Origin of the sequence: Enterococcus rivorum (assembly GCF_001742285.1) — a bacterium.
Classification (GTDB): domain Bacteria; phylum Bacillota; class Bacilli; order Lactobacillales; family Enterococcaceae; genus Enterococcus_L; species Enterococcus_L rivorum.
In genome coordinates, this window is the sequence record NZ_MIEK01000019.1 from 1 (window position 1) to 26,980 (window position 26,980).

Annotated in this window: 18 protein-coding genes and 1 riboswitch; of the genes, 4 read left to right on the forward strand and 14 right to left on the reverse strand. The window is 34.4% G+C overall.

All coding sequences use genetic code 11. The features are described 5' to 3' along the window. Window positions 1-115: 115 nt before the first annotated feature. The 5 genes from BCR26_RS07740 to BCR26_RS07760 form a co-directional block, all read right to left on the reverse strand. On the reverse strand, window positions 116-5,074 hold the full coding sequence (locus BCR26_RS07740) for a SpaH/EbpB family LPXTG-anchored major pilin (RefSeq protein ID WP_069698411.1): 4,959 nt from the start codon (window positions 5,072-5,074) through the stop codon (window positions 116-118). A 384-nt stretch (window positions 5,075-5,458) separates the two neighbouring features. Continuing rightward, window positions 5,459-6,292 (reverse strand): ABC transporter permease, encoded by an 834-nt coding sequence (locus BCR26_RS07745; protein ID WP_069698412.1) that lies wholly within the window; start codon window positions 6,290-6,292, stop codon window positions 5,459-5,461. Next, entirely contained in the window at window positions 6,289-7,215 is a 927-nt protein-coding gene (locus BCR26_RS07750) for an ABC transporter ATP-binding protein (protein WP_069698413.1), read from the reverse strand. Before BCR26_RS07750 ends, BCR26_RS07745 begins: the two co-directional genes overlap by 4 nt. A gap of 152 nt (window positions 7,216-7,367) precedes the next feature. Then, a complete protein-coding gene (locus BCR26_RS07755; protein WP_069698414.1) occupies window positions 7,368-7,751 on the reverse strand; it encodes a YccF domain-containing protein in 384 nt (127 codons plus the stop codon). A gap of 237 nt (window positions 7,752-7,988) precedes the next feature. Next, a complete protein-coding gene (locus BCR26_RS07760) occupies window positions 7,989-9,071 on the reverse strand; it encodes a hypothetical protein (protein WP_069698415.1) in 1,083 nt (360 codons plus the stop codon). Window positions 9,072-9,508: 437 nt separating this feature from the next. Between BCR26_RS07760 and BCR26_RS07765 the strand changes: the two genes are divergently transcribed. Then, on the forward strand, window positions 9,509-10,945 hold the full coding sequence (locus BCR26_RS07765) for an AcpB/EbpR/MafR family transcriptional regulator (protein ID WP_069698416.1): 1,437 nt from the start codon (window positions 9,509-9,511) through the stop codon (window positions 10,943-10,945). A gap of 286 nt (window positions 10,946-11,231) precedes the next feature. Here the strand turns inward: BCR26_RS07765 and BCR26_RS07770 are convergent, their stop codons facing one another. The 4 genes from BCR26_RS07770 to BCR26_RS07785 form a co-directional block, all read right to left on the reverse strand. After that, window positions 11,232-11,798 carry a hypothetical protein gene (locus tag BCR26_RS07770; protein WP_069698417.1) on the reverse strand — a complete coding sequence of 189 codons (567 nt, stop codon included), beginning with the start codon at window positions 11,796-11,798 and terminating at the stop codon, window positions 11,232-11,234. Between the two features lie 163 nt (window positions 11,799-11,961). Beyond that, window positions 11,962-13,086, reverse strand: coding sequence for a hypothetical protein (locus tag BCR26_RS07775; protein ID WP_069698418.1), 1,125 nt, complete (start codon window positions 13,084-13,086; stop codon window positions 11,962-11,964). 21 nt (window positions 13,087-13,107) lie between these two features. Further along, a complete protein-coding gene (locus BCR26_RS07780; protein ID WP_069698419.1) occupies window positions 13,108-13,968 on the reverse strand; it encodes a hypothetical protein in 861 nt (286 codons plus the stop codon). 31 nt (window positions 13,969-13,999) lie between these two features. After that, on the reverse strand, window positions 14,000-14,533 hold the full coding sequence (locus BCR26_RS07785) for a LysM peptidoglycan-binding domain-containing protein (protein ID WP_069698420.1): 534 nt from the start codon (window positions 14,531-14,533) through the stop codon (window positions 14,000-14,002). Window positions 14,534-14,910: 377 nt separating this feature from the next. Here BCR26_RS07785 and BCR26_RS07790 point away from each other — a divergent pair, with 377 nt between their 5' ends. Both BCR26_RS07790 and BCR26_RS07795 read left to right on the forward strand, forming a co-directional pair. Beyond that, complete coding sequence (locus tag BCR26_RS07790; protein WP_069698421.1) at window positions 14,911-16,386, forward strand: AcpB/EbpR/MafR family transcriptional regulator; 1,476 nt, start codon at window positions 14,911-14,913, stop codon at window positions 16,384-16,386. A gap of 303 nt (window positions 16,387-16,689) precedes the next feature. Beyond that, window positions 16,690-19,335: a YfhO family protein gene (locus tag BCR26_RS07795; RefSeq protein WP_069698422.1), complete on the forward strand. Its 2,646-nt coding sequence runs from the start codon at window positions 16,690-16,692 to the stop codon at window positions 19,333-19,335. A 108-nt stretch (window positions 19,336-19,443) separates the two neighbouring features. On the opposite strand, the gene BCR26_RS07800 is transcribed toward BCR26_RS07795, so the two are convergent. The 5 genes from BCR26_RS07800 to mprF all read right to left on the reverse strand — a co-directional run bounded on the left by BCR26_RS07800 (window position 19,444) and on the right by mprF (window position 26,128). Beyond that, complete coding sequence (locus BCR26_RS07800) at window positions 19,444-20,370, reverse strand: LCP family protein (protein WP_069698423.1); 927 nt, start codon at window positions 20,368-20,370, stop codon at window positions 19,444-19,446. A 182-nt stretch (window positions 20,371-20,552) separates the two neighbouring features. Beyond that, window positions 20,553-20,721, reverse strand: a riboswitch (M-box (ykoK) riboswitch). Between the two features lie 400 nt (window positions 20,722-21,121). After that, the gene (locus tag BCR26_RS07805) at window positions 21,122-21,757 is read right to left on the reverse strand and encodes a GyrI-like domain-containing protein (protein WP_069698424.1); all 636 of its coding nucleotides are present in this window, start codon (window positions 21,755-21,757) and stop codon (window positions 21,122-21,124) included. Window positions 21,758-22,313: 556 nt separating this feature from the next. After that, the gene (locus tag BCR26_RS17980) at window positions 22,314-22,583 is read right to left on the reverse strand and encodes a hypothetical protein (protein ID WP_084387063.1); all 270 of its coding nucleotides are present in this window, start codon (window positions 22,581-22,583) and stop codon (window positions 22,314-22,316) included. A 248-nt stretch (window positions 22,584-22,831) separates the two neighbouring features. Further along, entirely contained in the window at window positions 22,832-23,164 is a 333-nt protein-coding gene (locus BCR26_RS07815) for a hypothetical protein (protein ID WP_069698425.1), read from the reverse strand. Window positions 23,165-23,536: 372 nt separating this feature from the next. After that, window positions 23,537-26,128 carry a bifunctional lysylphosphatidylglycerol flippase/synthetase MprF gene (gene mprF / locus BCR26_RS07820; protein ID WP_069698426.1) on the reverse strand — a complete coding sequence of 864 codons (2,592 nt, stop codon included), beginning with the start codon at window positions 26,126-26,128 and terminating at the stop codon, window positions 23,537-23,539. 362 nt (window positions 26,129-26,490) lie between these two features. Between mprF and BCR26_RS07825 the strand changes: the two genes are divergently transcribed. Then, window positions 26,491-26,964: a VOC family protein gene (locus tag BCR26_RS07825; protein WP_069698427.1), complete on the forward strand. Its 474-nt coding sequence runs from the start codon at window positions 26,491-26,493 to the stop codon at window positions 26,962-26,964. Window positions 26,965-26,980 lie beyond the last annotated feature (16 nt).

Below are 26,980 nucleotides of genomic sequence, written 5' to 3' on the forward strand. Positions count from 1 at the left end.
GATCCCTCTTGTTTTTTAAACGGAACATTCTCTTTTTTTAGAAATCAAAAAAGTGAGGCAACAATCAGATGTATTTCTGACTATTGTCCCACTCTCTTTAAAATTTTCAACGCTTTTACGCTTGACTATATCTGGTTCGATAGAAGTAATAGGACCCCCCCATTAAGCATAGACCTATAATGAAGTATAACATTGTACCAATACCACCTGTGATTGGAATAGAAGGTGAACTGCTATTTATTATAAGTATTTGCCCCGCAGTTCCATAGCTACCTTGATTAATCACGAATGATTTAGGTCCTGAAAGCAAATTGTATCCTTGAGGTGCCTTGGTTTCTTCTAAATAATAGGTACCATATGCTAGTCCATATAATTCAAAGGTTCCATCTGATGCAGAAACAAAGGTCGTCGCTGATCCACTATCTTCTGTCCAAGACACTGTCTTATCTTGATTACGTATCAAAAACATTTGGGTATTACTGACCGTTTTATAGATAAGAAATTCCGCACCCGCTAACGCTTGGTTAGAGGGATTTTGTTTTACAAATTGTCTGCCACCCGTTTGAACATTTGGTGGACTTGCGACTCTTGATGTTGCACTTACATAACCATTATTCATAGTTAAAACAGCCGTATTGGGTATAGCAGCTCCTGGTATAGCTGTGGAATTGATTACCGTATCAAAGGTTATTTCTAATTCCTTTTTCCCTAAAAGCATCGTTTCACCGATTTCATTCATACTATCCAAAAATGTAATAGTTAGCTGCCCATTATTTACTGTTGCTAAATAATTCGTTGGATTTACTTGTACGCCATCTGCACTCACTACGAGATTACCTTTATAGCTCAATTGACTATCTAAAGTATCCGTCACAATATATTGCGTGTACTCTGCGATATCCGTTGGTACATCCGCTGTAATTTCCCATGAAACAGTCGCCCCTAAGTCACTACTAGCATTTGTTAAAAGAGTTTTATTAATTTGTGGCTGTAGAAAGTTTTGTAAACTACTGACTTTGACTTGGCTATTGATTAAATTCCCATTAGTGTCATAGGCTTGATCAGACATCGTTATAGAGAAACTACTCTTACTCTGATTCACTAAATATCCACTTGGCGCACGAGTTTCTAAGAAATAGTAGTCCCCTAATACTAAATTACCAACAATATCAGTATAGCCATCATTATGTGAAGTAAGACTACTCATCACAAGCTGATCTGGTCCTGAATCGTTTACTTTGTATAGGGAGAAAATAGCTCCAGCAAGTGGTTGATTATTGTCAGAGGTTTTCATTACCTTCGCAGCCCCTAAAAGAACTTCATTTTTCGTGTAGACATGGACTTGGTCATTCCACCCAGTACCATCTGCTAACATCATAGGCAAGCTTACGATAACTGGCGCTGCCGTTTGAATCGTTCCTGGTTCCGATTGAACGTCAATCACTAAATACTGCCCAGCAGGCAACGTCTTCGTTTCAAAAACACCATTTTCATCTGTCACACCAGTGTCTTGTGGAACATTGGCTTGTCCCTTCACACTTTGATAATAATTATTGGCATCCACTAAGCTAGGTGTTGGTCCCAAAGAATTGCCAGTAACAGCAACAACCGCTACTTCGACACCTGGAACAGGCTGTGCATTCGGTGGCAATTGTGAAAGTTCTTCGCCATTTCCCGCAATACTCGGAATCGTTGCCCCTTCTGGGAAACCAAGCTTATGAACAAATATATTCCCTTGCTTCATTTTTTCAGCATTAGAAATATCATTAAATGCTTCCACATTAACTGGACCATTACTATTTGAAACAATAGTGAAATCTATTGTATTCTCATCTCTTGCATAACCTGCTGGAGCACTAATTTCAATAAAGCTATAGTTGCCTGGTTTTAAATTATCTACTTGAATTGTTCCCTGACTATCCGTGATTAAATTCGTTTGAATCACGTTATTATTAGAATCAACAAGCTTAAATTTAGCTCCTGGTAAAAATTTTGTTTTTGTATTAATATCTGCTAATACAAGAATTACCGAACCAACATCTAACTTGTTCGTTAAAGAAAGATTACTTTGTGTACTATCAATAGAGATTGGCATTCCTGACTTTAATGCAGAGGAAATTAGATAGCCATCAGCCGCTTGAGTTTCTTTTAATAGGTAATTACCAAACCTTAAGCCTCCAAGCTGTAGCTTTCCTGACGCATCGGTTGTTCCCGTTCGAAATAGATTCACACCGGTTGAATCATACAATTGGAACTCGACACCTTCAAGAGGTAGACTGGTATTTACAGAATCACTCTTTTGAATGGTCAGTAAGCCTTGTTCGCCTTCACCCGTTCCAGTTCCTCCAGACACCTCAACGACAATATTCGAGGTAGTACTAACATTCTCCGTCGTAATATTCGACCCAGATAAGGTGACTGAATTACTTAAAGTGTCCTGATCATTAGCATCAATAAAGGTTTGATACGTAAGGATATAGGGCTTAATGATAGTGTTAGCAAACGTGATAGTCATCGTTTGTTTTCCTGTTAAGTTATCTGTCGCAACATTTAAAGAGTAATCTTTATTAACAACTAATGGACTAGCTTGAGTATAGGACCCATTACTCTGCACAGTTGTATCATATAATTGGACAGTAGAGGCTACAATCACTTGATTTTGACTAGGATTATCAGTGATTTTTGCGGCATTAATGGTAGATTGCCCTTCATTGATCGCCACTTTCCAATCTACATAGCCACCACTTTGAACTGCTGATTTATCTACGTAGACACCGCCATTTGGAACAGTGACACTTGCATTATAGGTTTCTTGCAACTGACCGCCATCACTTAAGGTGGCTGTATTACTGTATTTCGGCAACATCTTGCTATTTGAAGAAACGGTACTGTAAACAATATAGTATGCTCCTTGAGTCGGTGCATTAAATGTGACTAGAACGGACTGATCTGTAATTGCTAAAGAATAACTATTAGGATCTACCAACCCACCATCCGTATAGCCATTTTGTCCACTACTTAATTTCATCTTATGGACTTGAACAGATGTTGGAATTAGCTTATGAGTGGCATCCCAAGTATCTGATATTTTTAACTGGTTAATTGGATACAAATTATAATTCGCTCCAACCGTCCAGTTTAATTGTCTTTTTACTGCATCATAGCTTCCGCTCTTAAACCCGTTGTTTTCTGTATAGCTTCCAGGATTTACCGAAGCATTCATTGAACTCGTTTTTGGAACACCATTTGTAGACCAGGTTAAGGTTGCAGTATTCAGAAAATTCGTTCCAGAAATTAACTGTGCATAATTGAAGGTTGTATCATAGTTAAGTTGTAACGTACTAGTCATTCCACTTTGATAGCTACCAATAAATTGAATAGTAAAGCCATTGCCAGCTGGATCTGGTGTAAATACATAGTCCGTACCTTGTAATAATAACTTATTGCCTAAAAGAGTATCTTTTATAGTTACAGAATTGTTTATCAAGGATAAACCACCTGCCGTAAATTGATCCCTTAGAAACGGACTGTCCATGACATAGTTATTATTATTAATAATTTGCTGCCAACTGATTTTCTTTTGAGAATAGTCCGTTTCGGTTACACTTTTCATGATATTTCCTTGCTGAATTGAGCGACTGGCATTAGCTACTTCTTCAACACCAAAAGAGCTAACCACTTTATTATTGATTACTAGGTTTGCGAGTAAATCCGCAACAGGAACAGTCTCGTAAACAATTTGATACGCACTATTTACGCTAGAATTAAAAGATAATTTAAATCCATTGACAGATGATGTGCTGGCATCCGAAATCACATATTGATCTGAAGAAACAAGGGCGCCAATCGTTGCATTCCCACTTCCATCAATTGAAACATTCCTGACTTCAATTGAACCTGGCTGTAAAACATGCGTATTACTAAAGGTATCTGTAAAATCAGTTTTATCTACAGGAATCGTTTCCTCATCATAGTTGTATTGAATTGCCCATTCAATCGTTTGATTTTTTTGTGTATAGGTTGAGGATTTATTAATATGTTTTGCTCGATTGATACTGACTTTGGAAGTAGCATTGACAGTTGCCGTACTTTGAGCGGACATACTGATGCTATTAGTGAAACTAGTTTGGCTTAAATCCTCAATCGTCGTAGAGTAGTCAATCTGATAGGCTTGGAAAGTCGGTGACTTGAACGTCACGGTTAAATCTCCTGCACCAGAAATATTCACTGTATATTGACTAGGATCAACTACATTCCCTAGTGTATTCGTTCCATTTGTAAAAACATCTAAATAGTAAACACTCACAGAATTAGGAATGATGCTTAAACCTGCTGGAACGTTATCGCTTAATGTCAGCCCAGTTAAATAATTTTGATTCCCATTAGCATTGATTGTCCAATTAATTTGCTTTGGATTGTAGGATGTATCAGTAGTCCCTGTTTTGGTGAGACTACTTCCTCCACTAGGAACAAAATTTAAAACAACCGTCTCAGCCACCTGAATAGGAAAAGTTATTAAGACCGTGGTGCTTCCGATTATCTTTTGTTCATTGAAATTAGTTGTAAAATCCAAAGTTCCATGAACGTCAGAAGAATCCTGAGTATTTTGATTAAAGGTCATCACAACTGTTCCATCTAACCCAACAGAAAAATCCCCATATTCTCCCAAGGTTCCATTGATAGGCTCATAAATAGCAAAAACATTTGGCAACATAAAACTGTAAGTATCCCCTGCTTGTACATTTAGTTCATCTGGAATACTCCAAGTAAAATTAATTTTGACTTCCTCGGTTAAAGTCGGGCGATTTTGGTCTGTAAATGCATTTGACTTGGAATCTGTCATAGTAACATCCGTTAAAATATTGGTGGCAATTGAAGAATAAGTGGTAATACCTTTTGTTTGTTTTCCGTTTTTTAGAAACTTCTCCAAAGATGGAACAAAATTAGTTGGAGTTTCCACTTTATCCGGTGTTTTAAAAAGATCATTTAGCGACAAATTAGCAGCCTCTGTTTGCTGTGGAGAAATAAATAGGAAGCAAACAAGGAACAGTAACATAGTCAGCACTTTTTTCATGTTTTTACTCCTCCTCTTAACTATAATTAATACTAGAAAAATCTACCTAACAATTTTATTCTTCCCCTATGTACTTGAAACACATCACGTCATAAAAATTAAAATGGTGCCTTTCAACACTTCTGCTCTTATTCAGCTTCTGTTTATTCTTTTTGACCATTACTTTGAAATAATATAAACAGGTATACTCTATATTTAACACAGAAAACGTTTTTTTTAAAAAGATAGCCATCGAAAACCCGCTTTTTTATACTTACTTCTTATTATTTTAGAATTACGGAAAGGTATAGTTCTTAATTAGGACTACCTAAATTTTATTTCTAGTAAAAAAATGGAGGAACCCATTTTAAAGGTCCCTCCAATTGATATGCAGAATTGATATTTTTACAGTCGTCTATTAGAACCTCCAGGTGTTCGAGTAATCTGGGAAAGATCGGCTTTTGTAAACGATAATGTTGCTAAAAATAAGAAGAATAAGCCAAAAATAAGTACTACGATACCGCTCATCCAAGGAGTTACAATAAACCCATTAATGTCAAAAGCTAAACCTAATTTTACTTTTGCAGCATTAGACAAACCGCCTTGCTCTAAAATAATCGTTCGAAATAGCGCGGTAGTATAAGTCATCGGGTTAAAATAAGCAACAATCTGTAAAGCTTTCGGTAACAACGTCAGTGGTAAATACGCACCCGAAATAAAGGTAAAAGGAAGAACAATTGCTTGCTGAACGATTTGGAATGTTTGCGCATTTTTAACAATCGTCGCTAAAAACAGCCCAAAGCTAGAAAAAACAATACCCACACCAATCATACATAAAACAACATAAACAGGTGTTGTCCAACTGGTAAATTTCAAACCCACGAATAAACCAATAACTAAAATTAAAACGCCCTGCATGGTTGCAATTGTCGCCGCAGACAACAGTTGACCTAAAGCAATGTAAATTCTTTTAACTGGACTCACTAAAACCTCTTTCATGAATCCTGAAACAATGTCATCGATCGTTGAGGTGGCCACACTTAATGACGTTTGAAAGACTGTCGCAATAATTACTCCAGCCATTAGAAACGCGGTAGGATTTTTGACCGCATCATTTTTAAAAATTGAACTGAACACATAGATAAAGAAAAATGGAATTAAAATTGAAAAAATTAATCGCACACGATCACGTATAAAGTTTTTCAAATTTCTTATCCATAACGCTTGAATGGTTCTCATGTGTTACCCCCCTCTCTAATATCCTTGCCAGTAATCGCTAAAAAGACATCATTCAATGTACCATTTTCAATCTCTAAATCTATAATATCTTGTTTAATAACCGATAGAATGTCTATTAATGCACTAACCTCTTTAACTTCCACCGTATACAGCTCTTCTTTTTTAGAGAAATCCATTTGTTCTCTTTTTAAAATTTCTTCTAATGCTTGTGGATTAGAAGTTGTAATGTACGCTTCATCCTTTGTATATTTTCGTTTGAGTTCCTTCGGTGTATCATTAGCAATGATTTTTCCACCATCCATAATCGCTACTCGATCACAGATTTCTGCTTCATCCATGTAGTGAGTCGTTAAAAATATCGTAATATTTTTTTCTTTTTGTAGCTTAACAATGTATTCCCACATCCGATTGCGTGTTTGCGGATCTAATCCTGTTGTGGGTTCATCTAAAAATAGCACTCTTGGATAATGACACAAGGCACGAGCAATCTCGACGCGACGTTTCATTCCGCCAGAGAGACTACCCACAGGAGCATCTTTCCAGTCAATTAAATCCACTAATTCTAAAGAAAACGTCACTCTTTCATCTACTATTTTTTTGGGTACGTCATAAAATGTACAGTGCATCTTTAAGTTTTCCGCAACCGTCATTTTCTGATCGAGTGTCGGGTCTTGAAAGACAATGCCAATGGCTTTTCGTACGGCATCTTTTTGCGTTTCTAAATCTTTACCGTCAATTGTTAACGTTCCCGAAGTTTTATCTAAAATCGTACATAGTGTATTAATCGTCGTACTCTTCCCAGCGCCATTAGGACCTAGAAAAGCAAAAATAGATCCTTCTTCAACTTCAAAAGAAACATCATCAACAGCAACAAAATCGTGGTATTTTTTTGTAAAATGTTTGACTTCAATAATTGGTTTCATTTTCACACACCCTTCCTAAAGCTTATTCTGTCACAGAAAACTTTTTCTTTCAAAAGTTTCGACCTACCTTTAACCACTAAAAAAAAGAAAAACCACAGAAAGAATTTTTGCATTCTCTCTGTAGTTGCTACTCCTATTTATTTTTTACTCGTTTATTCCATATAAAACGAATCAGAAGGTACTACTCTGGCACCAAACGGCATTAATGCTAATTTTGCTAATTTAAAAGATTGCATGCCAAAAGGAATCCCGATAATCGTTACACATAGGATTATTCCACTGACACAATGCACCAACGCTAACGGTAGTCCACTAATAATCAACCAAATAATGTTTACCAAAACAGAAACGGTGCTAGTGCTATATACTACTTTCTTACCAAATGGCCAGAAACTCAATCCTGCCAATTTAAAACATTGCATTCCTATAGGAATCCCAATAATCGTTACGCACCAAATTGCTCCTGCGAGTAACCAGCCTAGCCCCGAAATAAAACCACCGAAAATAAACCAAATGATATTACCTAAACAACCCATTAAAAAAACCTCCAATTTCATTCATTGTTTTTTAGCAACACCTTCTAATTATACTATAACAAGTAAAACAATAGCTATTTTTTGCTGTTGCACAAAGGTAACATAGGTTATATAGGTATAAAAGAGTGTAGTATCGCTAATTTAGCACTGCTTCACTCTTTTTGCAACTACTGTTCTCTATTAGGGCCATTCATCTCTTAAAAAATATAACCCCAAATGTAGAGTTGATTTATCTTGCTATGGAAGCTCAAAAATAACCTTCAGGTCTCCTTTGTAGGCAGCATCTTTCTTGAAGTGACTTTTTTGAGCAACTAAATCAAAGTCAACGCTTGTCTTCGATTTTGTCAAATCAGTTAACCATTCCCCCTTCTTCAAAGGGGTGTTATTTTTATAAACATTCAAATCAACAGTGTCGTCCCCTTGATCTGTTTTTAATTTAATGATTGGAGCTGTTTTAACTGTAATCGTTACATCCTCATCGCCACTATAACAGACTTTCCCAGTGCCTTTAACAATTCTATCTTCCGCTCTCAATTCAATTTTTTCGGTAACACTGACATAAGTTAGAGGCGCTTCAATGACCTTTACGGGTACTTTTACTTCTCCCTCAACACCAGTTTTCTGGCTTTTTACTTTAACCCTCACTTTTGTTTCACCTAGCTTATTAAATTCTACTTTTTCACTAAATCCTACTACTTCTATGTTGTCAAAAGGCAACATGCTTTTTAAATCTTTGACAAAATGGTTAGCAACATAATTATCGGTAGTCGTTCCCCGATCCACAACTAATTTATCCACTGTTCTTCCTGTTGGCGGTAACATTGATACTAAGGCAAAATCTTCATTCCTTTGCTCTTCACTAGTATGATTAATGACTTCAACAGGAATCTTAAACTGCTTTTTTACTGAATCATAGCAAGCCATGACTTTCTTGTCCTCAATTAGTGGGGCTTCAATTTCAATCCTTAAAACAGTACTTCCACTTGTCTTTCCTATACTTCTTAGCATATCTTTTGACAGCCTAAATTTTATTTCGCCATTTTTACCTAGGGATATGTTCCTTTTCATCTTAGCTTGTCTATTCCACTCTTTATCATCTACTTCAGATATAACTTTGATTTTCGTATTTTCAGTGGTCATGTTTCTAGAGAAATAGTCACTTTTCACTGTTATTTCAAGCTCTGATGGAACAGACTGCTTGCGCGAACGCTCTGGTAAATATTGAAAAACAACTGCTTGAACTGTCCCTGTTTTCAAGTTTTCTTTCCCCTCTACTTCCAATGACTGCAAGTGATTATCCGCCTCATTTGCGTATCCCACTATGGATAACTCCAAAAAAAGCAAAATGCATAGCAGACTGACAATAATAAAATGGTAATTAAATTGAAATGATTTATTTCCGATCCTTGGGTTCATTTACTCTACTCCAGTTTCTTAATAATTTTTATTTTTTCACTACCTTAAAATTTGCTTTTAAAATTACTTTTTCATAAATAGTATTAATTGATCCTATCTACCAAAGTAGAGGGAAATTGGGATGCTTTTTACTCGGTTGTTACCAAAAAAATTTTAGAGCATATTTATAGAACCCTACTGATAATCTATGATATAATGCCTGTTCAAAACTACGTAATATCAGAAAGCGCACAACAACGAATATTTTCATGATTCATATACCATTCGTCGTTAGTAATACTCTCTTAATGGATTTTATAGAATTTCCACTTCCATTTACAACAATTTGAAAGAGGAACAAAATGGATAAGCTAAGCTACAAATTAATTATAGATAAAATCAATAAACGTCACGTGGATCTCCTGCATTTAATGTTAGAATCGAATAAACCAATTTTATTAACCACACTAATGAACTACTGTAAAGTCTCAATGAGAACCATTAAATCAGACTTTGAATTTTTTAAAGAAATGTTTCCAGATAACATTTACTTTACAAAGTATCATGGTCATCTAGCTATTGAGCTAATTGGTACCCTTGACCCCATTGAAGAATACCAAAAAAGCTTAATCGAAAATAACCCATTGTTTTTAGTTATCGAGAACTCTTTCTTTTCTGAACACGAAACGGTAGATTCTTTAGCTGAAGAACTTTTCATTTCTAGCTCTACGCTCCGAAAATATCTCAATCACTTAAAAAACGTTTTGTCAGATTATGATTTATCTCTAAATTTGAATCCCATTCAAATTACTGGGAATGAATTCAATATTCGCTTTTTTTATTTTTCTTATTTCGAGCAGCACCCAGAGGCGCGAAAGCTTAATGTTCTCTCAGCAGAAAAAACAGCCTATAATACAATCAGCTTGCTGACTGAACGATTTAAAAAAATTCTAACTATTGACTATCATAGACTGACTAATTGGCAAATTATCGTTGAACACCGATTGGCTCAAAAAAGATATGTTCATTTTGACGAAACAGTCTATTTAAATTATTGTAATGACCAAGCGTTCATTATGTTACATGAAGCCCTGCAAGAAACATTCAGCGAACATATTCTAGGCGAACTCAATAAACACGAAATGCTGTATTCTTATTTGATTATTCTCGATACCGTTCTCTACGATAAAGAGGCTTATTTTTTTGTAAACGACTTTTTTGAAAGATTAATCGTTTTTGAACCCATGACTACTGCATTTTTTAAAGAAAGTAATTTACCCTTTAGTTCCCATATGGAGTTAAAAACTATGCTACAAGCCTTCTTAGCTAATTTAACCGCTCTAACAGACTTAACCCCTCTATTTCAAAAAAATGATGCTCAGTTGACGATTTTTGCAAAGGAGAAGTATCCAGAAATAATGAATAGGTGGTTATCACTACTTAATATATACTCGACATTTGTTTATAAAGAAGAGGTTGCTGTTAGTTTGACCATCTTAACAATTGCAAACATAAAAAGAAACAAGCGCGTATTGCTCTCCTTATCAGGCACACCTGCTACGATCAATTATTATAAAATACTTGTTGAAAAACTTTTACCTAGAGAGGTCGACTTGCTCTGTCATTCAAATCAACCTTTAGATAACTCTTTAATAAAAAAAATGGAAATTGACCTCTGTATTTATAACTATAAACCTGAAGCGCCGATTACATTTTGTAAAACCGTAGACATCTCAAAAATGTCTTTAAAATCTGAACTAGAAAAACCAGAACTCACTTCGTATTTCTATAGTTTATAGGTAATAAAAGAGGTGGAGATAAACCTCTTTTAGGTTTGAACAATTGGATAAAAAAACGAGCAATACGCTTTTTAGTATTGCTCGTTTTTGCGGAATTGTCGAAAAAACTGACTTGTGGCCACTGTTTATTAAGAGATAAAACTGGTCTTTAGCTTTGTCCTGGACTCGGCTTTTTTACAACAATCCCCTCGAAATTATTCATTCATACTCCTCTAAAAAAGCAATTTCACTTTAATTCAGTAGCATAAAAGTGTGATGTGAAGATCCTCTCTCTCATCGATTTTCTTCAGCTAATCTCTGCAAAAGAGTTGGCAAGCATTTCAATACTTGCTAGACAATCTTTCTGAGTTTCTCTAAAATGTCGTTTCTTTTCATATTGCAAGTTTTTCTCTGATTCCATTTGATTTTCTAAAAATTGTTGTTTCAAATGCAATAGCTTTTTCTCACATGTGCTGATTTTTTTCATAAGTTCCCATTTATAGGTCTTGTTCTCGTTCCCAATTTCTTCTATTGCAAAAAGAGTCGTTTTATTTAAATGGAATTTTTTATGAAGGCTCTCAAATGTTTCAAGTTCTCCAGATACTGGATTCTTTAAACTGTCATAACAAGCGTAGACAGAATCCATCAACTCTATGAAGGAGTTACGCCATCTTCTTTTCTCATCAATTACAGATGTTTTAGACTCGAACGTCGGTTTTGTTGTTATGGATACTGTTTCTTTATTAAAAGTCATTAATTGTAACATTTCTTGTTCAAATAATTTTTGCTTTTTTTCGACTACATTGAGCTTAGCAATAAAATAAATAACTAGTACCGATAAAACAGAGCTCACGGCAAGATAAAAAATAGACATCAAAAACTCTCCTTTTTTGCATATATACGGTCAGGTAACCAAATTACCTGCAACTATTAATCAATAATTTTTTTCTGTTTTAACAAGATTACTAATGATTGAGCGACTCATTCGCTTAAAATCATTTCGGTTTTTATTATCCATTACCTTTAGCAATTAAAAACTAACCACGGCTTATCTTCTCTAAAAGATGGTTTTCTCTTTGAATTAAGTCAAAATAAGAAGCTTTATTGGTTAAGCTGTCGAAATCCATTTTCATTATGCGGACACTTGGTTGGACAAACCACCAACCTTTTCTAATTTTTACTCTAGACTCAATAGACTTGCATTCATCCAATAATAAGTATATTTCATTCGTTGAAATTTCCTGTTTTAAGGATCGGATTTGTTCTCGTTCATAAATTAGTTTTTTCTCTTGGATGGTTACTTTTTCTGATTCTTTAATCAGCTCATGATTCTTAACCCAAGTCTGTTCTAAAAACTTTGCTTTTCTAAGTAATAAGGAATAAACTTTTAAGTCAATAGACATCATCTGATGCCAGTCATCTGATTTTCCTAACACTTGTTTCTGAAACTGCTTGATAGCAACAGAAGCATTATATCGTTCCATTTGCTCAATCAATGTTTCCAATTTTTCATTGGCGATGGATAAGTGCTCCGTTTTATGCTGTTCTTTTTTTAGCTCCCTTTGTAATTTTGCTACTTTTGTCTCCATGACTTCAATTAGATTAGCAGACTCTTTCAAAGTTTCATCCAACAACAAGTGTTCGTCTGTATCAGAATTAAAATAGTCTATCTTTAAAAGATGTTTGGAAATCAGTTCCTTGATTTCTTCGAGAAATAACTTAGCGAGCTCTTCCTTGTGGTCAGGATACATTTGTTGTAACGACAAAGTATAATTAATCGTAAAAGGGAATGTTTTCTCACGATAGGCCACAGGAATAAAATCAAAATAGTAAATAACTTTATTCTTTTTTTTCTCTTTTGAAGCACCCGTCCAAGCAATTTGCGGAAAAGAAGCGATTAGTTCGTTGGAAAATTTTTCCCAGTTCAACTCTGCTCCTTGTATCTGTATCTCCATATGTCTAAAAAAAGAAATAACTGTATGAAACTCTTCAAAATAGTCTTGTACCTCTTGCTTAGGGTAAGAGACATCTTTCTTTCTTTTTTGAAAAATCTCTTCACAAATATAATTTATATCTTTTAGAATATCATCATCAAAAAGACGTTGTCCGACAGCAGGTGCGGCAGATTGATAAATATCTACTAAAATGTTTTTATCTATCATTCCTACAACTCCTTTCAACTGTTATATCGTTCTTTTAGATAAATAGTTGGATTTTTCTAACAATTCGGTCATTAATTCGCTTGTCTCTTCTTGAACCCTAAGAATTCTATCATGGTAGGCTGAAGCCTTTCGATTAATATCATTTAACTCAACAGATGCATCGGAAATTGTTTTTTGGACTTGATCTTTGGCTGACTCAACAATTGTGTTCGCTTCTACATTGGCTTTTTCAATCATTGAATTGGCTTTTGCTTTAGCATCAATTAGAACTTCTGTAATTTGATTTTTCATCGTGTATTGGCTAGTTAACTCTTGTTTCATTCTTATTCCCGCAGCCTGTTCTTCTTCCAATTCTTCGGTCTTTTTGAAAAGCTCAATTTTTAGTTCTGCCAGTTCTTGTTTCAGATTTGTATATCGATCTCCTTCATCCAAAACTTTCTCTAATTCTTGCTGAGTTCGTTCCAATTCATTTTGTTTTGACTGAATATCATTTTGTCGTTGTTCTAATACAAGACTCAACTTCTCATTATCTTCAATAATATTTTTATAGGTTGCTTCATCGGCTTCTCTTTGCGCTCTTTCTGTTTGCAACTGCTCTTCTAAAGCCTTGATTGTTTCTTTAGCTTTTGCTTGGCTAACCAATTGTTCAGATAGCTCTTCTAGCTCTTCTTGCTTGCTATCAAGTTCGTTTCTCAAACGATCTGCTAAAGAACTGTAATATTCTAATTCCTCTTGCAGATTTCTTTTTTCTTCTGATAATTTTTTTACTCTATTTTTAGAGTTGGGGCGTACAATCCTTAATGATTCTGAACCTTCTAATTCTTCATAATCGTCATATTCCTCATATTGACCAACAGCTATATTTTTTTTTCGATTAAACATCTATGATTCCTCCTAATTTTTTACTCTCCTATTACTTCACTCTTAACGATATTCCAGGAAGTATAGTATGATCATTTAGATTGTTCATTTGCATCAAAGTGGTTAATGATAGATTATTTTGTTCTGCAATTCTCGATAAACTATCCCCTTCTTTTACAACATAATGAGCAACCTCTTGTTGTGTACTACTTGACTCTGGATGATTATTATCCTCAAGAGCTGATTCTACCAAAGGAGCTGATTCTTGCGAATTCACATGACTCGTCTCTTGATTTTGACGATCTTTTTCATCTATTATTGGCTCTTTATTTTGTTCAGCAACAGAAGGATTTTCTTGATTCGAAAAATTTGTCAGACTAAAATTATTTAATTTTTCTTCAAATTCCGCAATTTTATGATTATGTATTTTCATATTTTCGTAAAAAAAGAGCAACACAAGAAAAATCCCAAGATAAGCTAAGCTATTCCCCAGAACAATCAATAGATACTGTCTAGCTTTAGATTTTTTCATTACTGCTATATCTTTTTGATATCTGTCTCTTCTTGTACTATTTTTGTTTTCCATAGAAGAATCATCCTTTACATTCTTTAAAACCAATTATTTTCTAGCACTTTTAGATCATGATATTTGTTATTTTGTGTAGGCCTACCGAAAAATATACCTTACTTCCATCGCTTTTTCTTATCAAAAAAATCCAAAAATTCTATTAAAGTTAAAAAAAACCATTAAGGCTTGATACTAAAAGGTTTCCAAAAAAGATGAAGCGCTTCCTAAAAAAATCAATCTTAAAGACCCTCTGAAACCAACCTAATTTTAATCATTTTGCAATCAAAAACACATTTTAAAACACGTTTTTTCAATTTATTCTGTTTTTTCATGAAAAATTTTTGTAATTTTTCTGATATTATATCCTTATAATAAAGAAGGAGTCTGATACATGAATGAATGAATTGAACTATCAATTATTGTTTGATAATACTCTCCGTAGAAGAGTAAAAATATTGTTACTTATCCTTGAGACTTCTAATCCGATAGAGATTACCTTTTTACAAGCACACTGCCGTTCTACCAAAAAAACAATTTATCAAGATTTACTTTTTTTGACTGAAGAGCTCCCTAATAGTGTAATCATTATTGAAAGCAAAAAAGTTTATGTCAAAAGAAATGATAACACCGCTGAAATTATTACGTTTCTGAATTCTATCAATATAAATAATCCCTTGCACATCATCATTGAATCTATATTTGAGAACTCTGGGGACACTATCTCAACCTTTTCTGAGAAGCTATTTGTTTCAGAGTCAACGATTAGAAAATACTTAAACCTACTAAAATCTGTCTTAAAGGAATATCGTTTGTCCGTTCTCACAAAGCCTGTAGAAATCATCGGAAATGAATTAGATATACGTTACTTCTATTTTCACTATTTTAGAAACATGAATATTGTCAATCGTGACTCTTCTTTAGCAACAGAGAGTAAAAAATTTTATGAGATAATCAATTATGTAGAGAATCGCTGGGGATTTATTCTTACGCTAGACTTTTACCGGATGATTCATTGGTGGACCATTTTCAAAAAAAGAATTGCTCAAAATAAAGTTGCTCACTTCGATTCCGCTATACTTGAAAAATATCGTAATACATCAGGATTTATTACCTCAAAAAACATCTTGTTAGATTTTTTCCCCGAGCTATTCTCTGAGAATTACTTAAATGAACATGAAATTTTACTTGCCTATATCATTATCTTAGACTGCGTTATTTATGGTTCAGGAAACAGATTTATTACAAATGATTTTTCAAAACATTTAGTTCAATATAACTACCTAACTACTGCTTATTTTGAAAAAGAAAAACTAGATTTTTGCTCATATAATGATTTCAAAATAATTATTGAAGCTTTTTTAACAAATTTGGCCATTTTGTCTGAGTTCTCGCCATTATTTCAAAAGAAAGAAAAAAGTATTACACAAATGGTTCTATCTAAATACCCAAATAAATTCAAAATCTGGTTGGATCTTTTAGAACATGAACCAACTTTTTCTTACAAAGAGGATGTAGCTGTTAGCCTAACCTTACTAACAGAAGCAAATTCCAATCAAATTATCCGAGTATTATTTGCTTTTACCGCTGAACCAGTATCTATTAATTACTATAAATCAATGATTTTGAACACGATTCCTCAAAACATAGAGGCCCATTTTCTATTTAACCAACCTTTGGATGCAAAAACGATTAAGAATCTAAAAATTAAAGTTTGTGTTTGCAATTTTAATTTTGCCTATGTTCCTGATACAGTTGATTTGATTCAATTACCTAACAATCCTTCAGAATCAGAATTTAAAAATCTAACTAGTAAAATTCTAAATTTAGCTAACAAGCTAGAACCTAAACGTTTTGCTTTAGAAAATAACTAACTACTTTGCCTCCTCATCATACTTAGTGTTTACTCTTTATTATCTCAACATTGATTTTTTGAGTAAGCCTCAACAACAGTTAAATATAAGAAAACTAAAAAAGTAAGAAAACATTGTAATTCGGTGTTTTCTCACTTTTTTATTCTTTTTCACCCCTTATCCTTCTAATAAGTCTAGAAAAATGGTTAAATTCCGTTTTTATCCATGTTTTTTTGTTTATCTTTTGTCTTTCATCAGTTACACTTTTAAGTGAGTATGCTAAATTAGTATATAGGAATCAATTATTTTGTTGCGAGGTTTATTATGAAGAAAAAAATGCAGTTATTTTTTAAAGAAAACTGGCCTTACATGGTCGCTAGCTTTTTTATTCCTTTCTTGATTATGGTCATTGTGTTTTTAAGTATCGGAATCTATCCTGGTAGCAGCCGGAGCGTGATGGCCAGTGATGCTTTTTCACAGTTTTCAAATTTTCACGCAAGCTTTAATAATGTTTTACATGGAAAACAGAGTATTTTTTATAGTTGGAATGCTTCATTAGGGTTAAATTATCTTTCCTTGATTTCTTATTATCTTGGCGGTTTATTTACACCACTTGTCCTATTTTTCAACAATCAAAATATTCCTGATGCATTGTATCTTATTACACTGCTAAAAATCGGTTCAGCGGGATTAGCCTTTTGGTTCTTCGCTAAGGAGACCTATAAAATTCCTAAATGGGCTCATGTAGCATTGAGTGTTCCTTACGCTCTAATGTCTTTTGCAACGGCACATTCAGAACTTATTATGTGGTTAGATGCGTTCATCTATTTACCTCTAGTTATTTTAGGCATCCATCGTCTGATGGATTTGCGAAAACCAAGATTGCTTTTCATTAGCTATTTATTGCTATTTGTCACGAATTTCTATATGGGTTTTATGATTGGTGTTTTCTCAGTTCTTTATTTTACCGCCCGAACATTGACGAACTGGAAACAATATAAAGGAAGAATATTACCCTATTTTATTACTTCCTTACTAGCTGGCGGTGCTTCAATGATTTTGGTTTTACCAGCTGTACTTGATTTACGAGCAAATGGTGAAACGTTGTCCAAAGTCAGTCAGTTCAAAACAGAGGCAACCGCTTTTTGGGATATTGTTATGAAAAATATGATTGGCGTGTATGATACAACAAAATATGGCTCAATTCCATTTATTTATGTTGGTTTACTTCCGTTAATCTTCTGTATCTTTTACTTTGTTACCAAACAAATTTCTTTGAAAAACAAACTTCTTTTCGGTAGCTTGTTTGTGGTCCTAATCGCTAGTTTTTATATTGTGCCACTTAACTTATTTTGGCATGGGATGCACGCCCCTAACATGTTTTTATTCCGTTACAGTTTTCTTTTCTCTTTCTTAGTTGTCCTCTTAGCTGGTTATGGTTGGGAAAAATTTGAAACAGATGATTTAGGATTACTTACAGGAACTATAATTATTATTGCCGCCGTCTTTTCCATTGCAGAAGGAACCAAAGGAACGACTAGCTATGACTATATTCCTATCTCAACGTTTATTATCACGGTAGTCTTTCTATTTCTTTACCTTGCTGGAATTGCTTTTTACCAATTGAAAAAGCTTCCGATGAAGCACTTGATTGTTTTATTACTGCTACTAGTAACTGGCGAAGCGCTGATTAATACACATTCTATGATTAACGGAATTTTAACCGACTGGAATTACGCTTCCCGTAGCTTATATTCTGAGCCTTTCCCAGATATTACTAAGTTAGTGGATAAAACAAAAAAAGAAAATGATTATTTTTATCGTTTAGAAAATTTAAATCCTGTCTCCTCCAATGATAGTATTAACTATGGATACAGCGGAGTTAGCTTATTTTCTTCTATTCGAAATCGACACTCTTCCGCTTATTTAAACGACTTAGGGTTCCGTTCTAGAGGAACCGCATTAAATATCCGTTACCCTAACAATACGTTGTTAATGGACTCTTTCGTTGGAATAAAATACAACCTTTCCGAAAATGATCCATTGAAATATGGATTCAACCAAACTGGAACAGCTGGGAAGTTTTCTCTTTACGAAAGTGACTATGCTTTACCATTAGGATTCCTAGCGAATAAAGACATCTATGATGTCAAACAACCAGCTAATGATAATTTAGGAAGTCAAACCAATTTATTCAACGCTTTATCAGAATTAGATCAAAACTATTTTACTTTTTACGAACCAACGATCATCGACCAAAAAAATGTAATCATCCAAAGAAATGGTGGCAATGTCACATACAGTGAACAACAAAATAATATCGCAAAAGATATCACTTGGACTGTTAGAGTCCCTGCAAATACGCAAGCTTACTTGAGCTTATTCCCCACTGATTTTAATCAATTGGAAAGCTCAACAGCGACCATGACTGTTAATGGTGTCAGCCAAAAATCACAAATTAACATTACTGGTCAATATTACAACATTGGCTACTATGCTAAACCAACAACCGTAACATTCAGCGTTAGCTTTTACGGAACTAAAGCAGTCAGCTTTATGGAACCTAAAGTAGTCGGTTTGAATATCGATTCCTTTGAAAATGCCATCCGAACGATTCAAAATAACGGTGCTGATTTAACCGTTGCAGGACGGAAAGCAACTGGAACTGTAACAGCTAAAAAAGATCAAGTGTTATTAACTACCATTCCTTATGATAAAGGCTGGAAAGCTTACGTAGATGGTAAAAAAGTGCCGATTAAAGCCTATAAAAAAGCTTTTGTTAGCATTCCTATCAGCGCTGGAGAGCACTCACTTGTCTTTACCTATTTACCAGAAGGATTTACTATTGGAGCAATCTTATTCGTAGGTTGTATTGGCGCTTTCGTATTTTATGAAAAAGTCATTAACAAACCAAAACTAACCTTAGTTTCTAATAAACGTAAAAAGAAAAAATCGAAACCAACTTCTTAAAACAAAAGATGATGCCGAGCTAAAAAGCGCTGCATCATCTTTTATTATTGTTTTTTGGAACATACCAATAACATTTCTAGCTTAAAATAGTTCCTGTTTCTAAAAAACTTATTGTTTCTCTCCACTTTTCAAAAACTCTTGGATCGCTTGTGCATTTTTTTCTGCATCAATTTCAATCACACTACCTGATTCAGTATAATCGTTAAAATCCCAACTTCCTTCTACAGGAACCGAAAGTGTTTCTAAGTTTTTGACTTTTCCAGAAAGAAAATCTTTAGCCAAATCAATTAACAAATCTGAAGGAATGTTGGTGTCTAAATAACCGACTGCTTCCCCAGCAATTTTTGGTAACTCTAAAATCGGTACCGCATTTTTAGCTTGTTGGGCTAACGCGTTCATGACTTGTTGTTGTCTTCTTACTCGACCAAAATCACTTTCTTCATCTTTACGGAAACGTGCATATTGAAGCAATGTGTTCCCATCCATCCTTTGTTTTCCCTTGAGAATATCGACACCGTCTAGATTAATATCTTTTTCAGCATCAATTTCTACTCCTTTTGGATAAATATCGTCAACTAATTTAACAAAATTACTGAAATCAACGACTGCATAATAATTGATTGGTAAGTTAAAGCTATCGTTTAAAACTGTTTTTGTTAACTGGGCACCCCCATAGGCATACGCAGCATTAATCTTGTCCATTCCATCATTAGGTATATTCACATAGGAATCTCGCATAATTGAAATCAACTTCGGTTGCTTCGTTTTACTGTTATAATGTCCCACCATTAATGTATCTGATCGTCCTTCATCTCCGTCATCTTTTCGTCCATCATCACCAATAAACATAATTGTGATCTCTTTTGTATTGGTCTGTTTGTCTCCCGAAAAATCATTATTGATGGTTGTATTTACTTTAGCTTCAGCACTTTTTTTCCCGATATAAAAGTTCATTGCGCTATAACTTCCTGCTGCTGAGATTACTAATAAAACCGAAAGAAAAATAACTATAACAATCTTGGTTGTCTTTTTCATTTTATGCCCTCACTTACTTGTCTAATTTACTCTTTTATTGGTCTACTTGTTTCCTATACTTCTTGTTTCACTTCTCAAATGATTTTCTTTAGCTAAGAATTAAAAAAATATACAATAAAAATCCCTTCGCTATTCAGTTGCTCAGCGAAGGGAGAAGATTTCAGCAAAAAAAGCCTGCAAGTCATCACTCTCATCGTTGAGTTTTAGCACTATACAACGTAAAAAGCCTTGCTTTTAGCTACTTTGTGAAAAGCCTTAATTCGACAATTCCTGTCCTACCCATTACTGTCTTTCGACATTTTTGAGCAGTAGCCTATGTTTGTACAGGAGCCTCACCTAACAAGTTCTATAAGTTCATTCTAAATATAGCCATTAGGAAAAATGAAGTCAATTGATTTTCATTAAGATTTTTTTAACATTCCTCTCCAAAAAAAATGACGCCACGTGTTAGAACCCTAAGAGTCCCAGTTTTTCCAGTTAGAGTAAGCATCTAGTAACTAACGAAATTTATTGTTGATTCTGCTGTTTTCTTTACCTTTTCTTAAACTTTATTCTTCTCTATTGCTTCTTGAAAAGATGCCGAAACAAGCGACTTTAAAAATTCATCGTGAATTATATCCAAAATATCCTAGTGGAATTCTGCAATAAAAGATTTGCTACAACGTAAAAGAGTAAGCGAATAGTAATCGTTTATTTTCTTTTGAAAAAAACCAGACTAAATTGGTTGCTTCCAATCTAGTCTGGGATTTAATTATTTCACTTTTTCAATACGGACACGTAAAATGGTTTTTAAATTTTCTACAGCTGTTCTATTAAAATCGTTCAGATAAATTTCTTTGTGATCTTTGCTGATTCTTTGATACCCGTTTTCTTCAAGATATTCTGCTAACTTTCCAAAGGATTCGGGTTCACTTTCAAAGCTTCCTTTATGCAAAATTTGACCTACTAGTCCTTCTTCCACCGTTTCTAACTGCAACTGATTTAGTAACAAAGTCGATACTTTCTTCTCACTTAATTTCAACGCTTCTGCAAACACTTCTGGTGTCACAAACTCGGGTTGTTTTAACATGATTTTATAAACAAGTTTTGATTTATCTAATGGACTATCTTCAATAGGATCTTTCAATGACCAAAAACCTTCTAGCGGATAAACCGCATAATCGAACGCGTCTGGAAAATGAATTCCTTTCTTCGGCGCCATTTTGATTGCATAAGCTAAAGAATACAAGGCACTAACTTTTTCTCCAAAAGCTGGTTCATTTGGATTTCCTTCGCCTTCGATAGTAATAAATGTCTGAGCTGGTAGCTGACTAATGATCGGTTTTTTGCCAGTCGGATAAATTTCTTTCTCTACTTTTTTCCATTCGTATTTTTGTTTCTTCTCCATATAAAGCACCTCACTTAATTGATATTCACAGTATAAACCCTAACCTTAAGTACGAGTCAAATAAAGTTATTGAAAAATGTTGCAGTATCTGTTTTTACGATATTAAACCACGTCAATTTATATACAACTGAGTAATTTTTACTCAAAAGAGGTTTTACCATAAGTTGCGTATCTATTTTTACGTATTTGTTCACTAGCGTTGTTTCTATACAAGAGACTAAACAATGTTTGTTCCTCTAGTTTCACCAGTTTTTTTAAAGCGTTTGCTCCCAATGAAACAGCGGAACTACTAGCAAATATTACCAGTAGCCTTAATCAGAAGCCAATGTGAATGACTTGAGCTTGCCATCTATTTAGCCTAAGTTTGAAGCTTGAAAGCCCTGAAACCTGAACTTTGGGCTCAGAGCGGTTCCTCAGTTTTTCGGTGGAAATAACTGTTGGTGTTGGAGCCTAGTCTCTCCTTTTTTATTGAAAGATCAGAATCGTTTAATCTATTTTTGAAAAAAGAAAAAGAATGATCAGATTAACTGAATTCATTCTTTTCGCTACAATTTCTTTACTTATTCAGACGAACACTTTTAAATTCGGAAGGATTGCCTTCAGGCGTTACTTGTTTGATATGCTCCAGATTCAACCAATCATCGATCTTTTTCTGTCTAGCAAAAACCATCGGCTCAATTAATTCTACCTTTTCAACAGTCACCAAACAAAGAATTTTCTTTCCGTACCAACGTTTTTTCTGTGTTTCTGATAACTGTAAGGCTTCTTGATGGCTTACTAGAATAGAAATTGATTCATCTGGTGTCATTTTTTCTGAATGAAACACACTTTGCCTCTACCTATGATACTTCCTGAACCATCATTTTGGATGAAATACAGCGTCTCTCCCGAAAAAAACACGACGATGAGGTGTTTTTCTGCCCGCTGCTCCTCGAACGGTCATGGTTTGGTGCCACTTAATAATTTATCCCAAACCTTTGATTTCGCCTCTGTATAGATTAAATGTTCCATTCAATACTCCTCCATTCACTTCAATCAAAAAACGATAGAAATAGAGACAAGTTATCTAGTGCCTTAATAATCTAGTTGTTTTAGTCGAAGTAGAAACGAATCATTCGTGTGTTTATGAATGCTGTACAATTCTTTTATATGTCTTTTCATTTTCTTTTCTTCTTTGTCCGTAGCATCAAATAAATCCATCAAAACGTTCAAGCCGTATTCAAGTAAGCTCAAAGAACCAGCCCCTCCAAGATCAACTCCCATTCGTTCGGTATCACTTAACTGACCTTTTTTCATTTCGGCAAGCTTCTCGTTAAAATCCCCTTCAACAAGAATCTCATCTGTCTTTTTAGCCACTTCTTTTTGTAACGCTTCTTTCGTTGAAACAACAACTCTTCTGATTTCCATGTCAATCAACCTTTCCAATATTTATATAGTTTAAGTTAAAATAACCTTAGAATGTATCTGAAAACTAGGGAAAATCCAGAGGAAAATCGCAACTTATATGCCCCGTAAGCGAAATTTTATAACAACCGTTTATAATACATACCTTGAAGATGGTCATTGCTAGACTTTTTGAATACCATCTAATTGAACATTGTCTTTATTTTTATTTCAAAAAGGAAGTAAATTTTTCTTTTTATTGAAAGAACACTAATCGTTCTTTTTGATATAATAAAAGTATAGAAAGATCTTCAGTTAGCACACATTTCTTTCTAAATTATCTCCCCTTCTAATAACCATTGAGGACTCTAATAGACCTTGGTGGTTATTTCCCTTTTATACTTCAAATATCACTTCTTCAACCAATGTAATCCCTTTTCGATTCCCTTTTTCAATCAATAAAGCCAACTGGACAAAAGCAAACCAAACACTACTTTGTTTAGAATACGCAAAGTAACGTGGCGACCACTGGCTAACATACCGTTCTTTTTCCTTACGAGTGTCTTGAAAACCATAAATAGTAGAATCATATTTGTAAAAAATATTCACAAAACGTTCCGCCAAAAAAGAATACTTGGTTTCACCAACATTTGCTAACGGAGAAACACCTAAATCAATCATTTGATAGTTTAGCTTTTGGTAATAAACAATGAAGTTCGTCACTAAGAAATCCAGTGCCTGTTCTGGTGCAGCCTCTGAACACCTTAATAAATCATAAGAAATTTTTTCACTAGTCTTAATTGGTTTCGATGTAATGAAACCAACAATTTCATTTTCTCCATTTCTAAGAACACCTATATCGCTAAGAAAAAGATACTCTTTTTGAAATCGCCCTCCAGAAAAACTTTTTTCTCGTTGGCTTCCTAGCCAATGATTGGAAACACGAAGCATTTCATGATACACCTCGTTGGATACACCATCCGTATACATGGTAAATGTATAGCCTTGATTTGATAAATGCTGAAGCTCCATGCTGTTTACAGTTATTTTTTTCTGAGACGCATTTTCTTGTTTCAGATCAACCAGTCCTTCTTCTCCAACTTTCATGAATTCATACCCTAAATCGTGTAAAACCATCACGTAGCTTTTCGTAATTCGATAGAAAGCAACTTGATAACCTAGCAAATCTGCCTGATCCATAAAAGCCAGTGTCGCTGCTAACCATTTTTTCTGATTCCCAATTGGGTTACCTAAGACAAAGCACTTATTCGCTTTAATTTGATAGCCAAACAACACTTGATCTTGATCTGATTCTTGGTAATAATAATAGCCATAATCTTGTAAATAAAGGAGATGGCTCCCTTCACTACCACCAAAAGTTTCGATCATCTTTGTTAGCCGCTCTTCCTGGTATGTTTCTCCCAAGGTTTCCGTTGTACTTGCTAAGTATTGATAAAGCATTACCAAACCAATCATGGAAATTCCTAAACCAATTAATCCAGAAAACCAGACATCATCAGATGGGAATAGCAAAAAAGTTTGTGGAACAGGTCCTTCCTTTTCAGGATGAGCACTATAGTAGCCTGCAACTGCATAAATGACAAACAAGCAACCAAATAAAATACTATCAATAGTCAAAGCTCCCCAAGAATATACAAATTTTTCCCGATAAAACTCTTTCCTGGCCAAAAATACTGATAGCAAAATTATAACATAGACAATAATCAACTGCCATGAGGTCGTTCTTGCTATTGTATTGACAATGCCGAAAATCAGCAAGCCAATCGTTGGTAAATAGGCCTTACGAACCTTCATAGAAATACCTCTAGCCAATCCTAGCATCAAAAAGCCAACTAACATGTTCAACGTTTGATCTAAAAAGTTAAACGAATAGGGTAATAGTATCTGAAATAGGCGACTAACATTTGATAAGTTCGTTACTGTTGACAGCAATACCATCATAATTCCAGCAAAATACAAAGCTGCCACTAAAATCGAATGCGCTATTTTTTGAGAAAATAATCGAGGTAAATTATCAAAAAAGCGATTCATTTTTACCCCTGTTTGATGGACAAATAAAACAATTCCTGTAATAAATGGTACAACATAATAAAATAGGCGATAATATAACAGCCAAACTACTGCGACTGACTGTCCCACACCTAGTTGCGACAACCCTAAAATTATTAAGACATCAAACGTCCCCATTCCTCCAGGTACCATTGTCAACATCCCAATTAACGTAGCAATCACAAACATCGGATAGACTGAAACCAAAGAAACATTAACTTTCATCAATGCACCAATCGTTAAGAAAACAACCATTCCACCTAACCACTGCCCTAATGAGGCTCCAAACAACATAAAAACGCCTTTCGGGAAAAAATCTTTAAACAAGGTGTATTTTTTTATCCGAGTAAAGAAAAACAAACTCGGCGCAATGGCGCTCCCAGCTAGAAGCCAGATCCAATACTCTCTAAATACACTCTCTGGTCGAATAAAAAAGACATCTATAAAAGCAATTGCTGACAAAATCGACAGCCCAGAAACTAGAAATAGCGCAACTTTTGACACAGTAGCTACTACTTTTTTCCGAGATACTTCTTTGCCATAAAAATTTGTTCTTAACGTCGCTCCTACGACCCCACCAAAGCCCGCTAGATTATTGATTGTATTAGTGACCCAAGCAGAGACAAAAAATTCCCAGCGATTCATTTTTTTGGCTCCTTGCTCTTCTAACACTTTAACAACAACATAATCATAAAGCAGCATAGGCAGAACGCCTAAAAGACCGATGCCAATCATCCCCGCCAAGCTTAACCGACTTTGTTGCCCCATCGTTTGAAAAACGTCTCGCCAAGACATCCCTTGTGCGATATGAGTCACTTGGTTGGCAACAAAAATTAAAACCGATCCTAAGAAAATTAATTTCAATACTAAACTGTGCTCTTTCATCCATTTCAATATCTGCGTTACTTTTTGTTTCATTGCTATGCACCTTCTTATCAGAATCCAACTACGAATAGATCAATTAAAAATTTATTCAGACACTCTTTTTATGTAAAAATAAGTCATTCTTAAATAATAAAAATACTTTACTTTATGTTAGCCTATAACGTCGCTTTTTTCCACTTTCAATTTATCCCACAGTGATTAAGAAAAAAAGAGGTGAATCGTTATTCTTTTTAAAATAGTATAAAAAGGACGGAATATCCTTAATATGCTAGAAAAATTTTTCCTTACCATTACATGCCTTTAGCTATTCTAATAAAAATGTCTGATTTTCCCAATACTGAAGTCAAGCTAATCTTGTACTCTAAAGATTGAAAAATAAAGAAAGAGGGATCGAAATGAAATTTGACAGTCCAATGATTATTTTAAAAAACATTGAAAAATCAAAAAAATTTTATCAAAATGTTCTTAAACAGACGATTAAAACTGACTTAAAAAGTTATCTTATTTGGAGCGGCGATTTTTCCATGATGAGTCAGGAGCAATGGCAAGAAGCCACTGGTTTATCTCCCTATAAAACTGCTCGATGTAATAGCTTTGAACTTTATTTCGAAGAGGAAGATTACGATGATTTTATTTTGCATCTTAATAATTATGAAGGAATTTCTTATGTCCATAGAACAAAAGAGTTCCCCTGGGGACAAAGAGGGATGCGCTTTTATGATATCGACAATCATATCATTGAGGTTGCCGAAAGTATGACTTCTGTGGCAAAAAGGTTTTTAACGCTTGGCTATTCAATAGATGAAACTGCAGAAAAAATCATGTTTCCAAGAGAATTTGTAGAAGAATGTTCAACCTTGAATAGGTAAAAAGTAACTAAAAAAT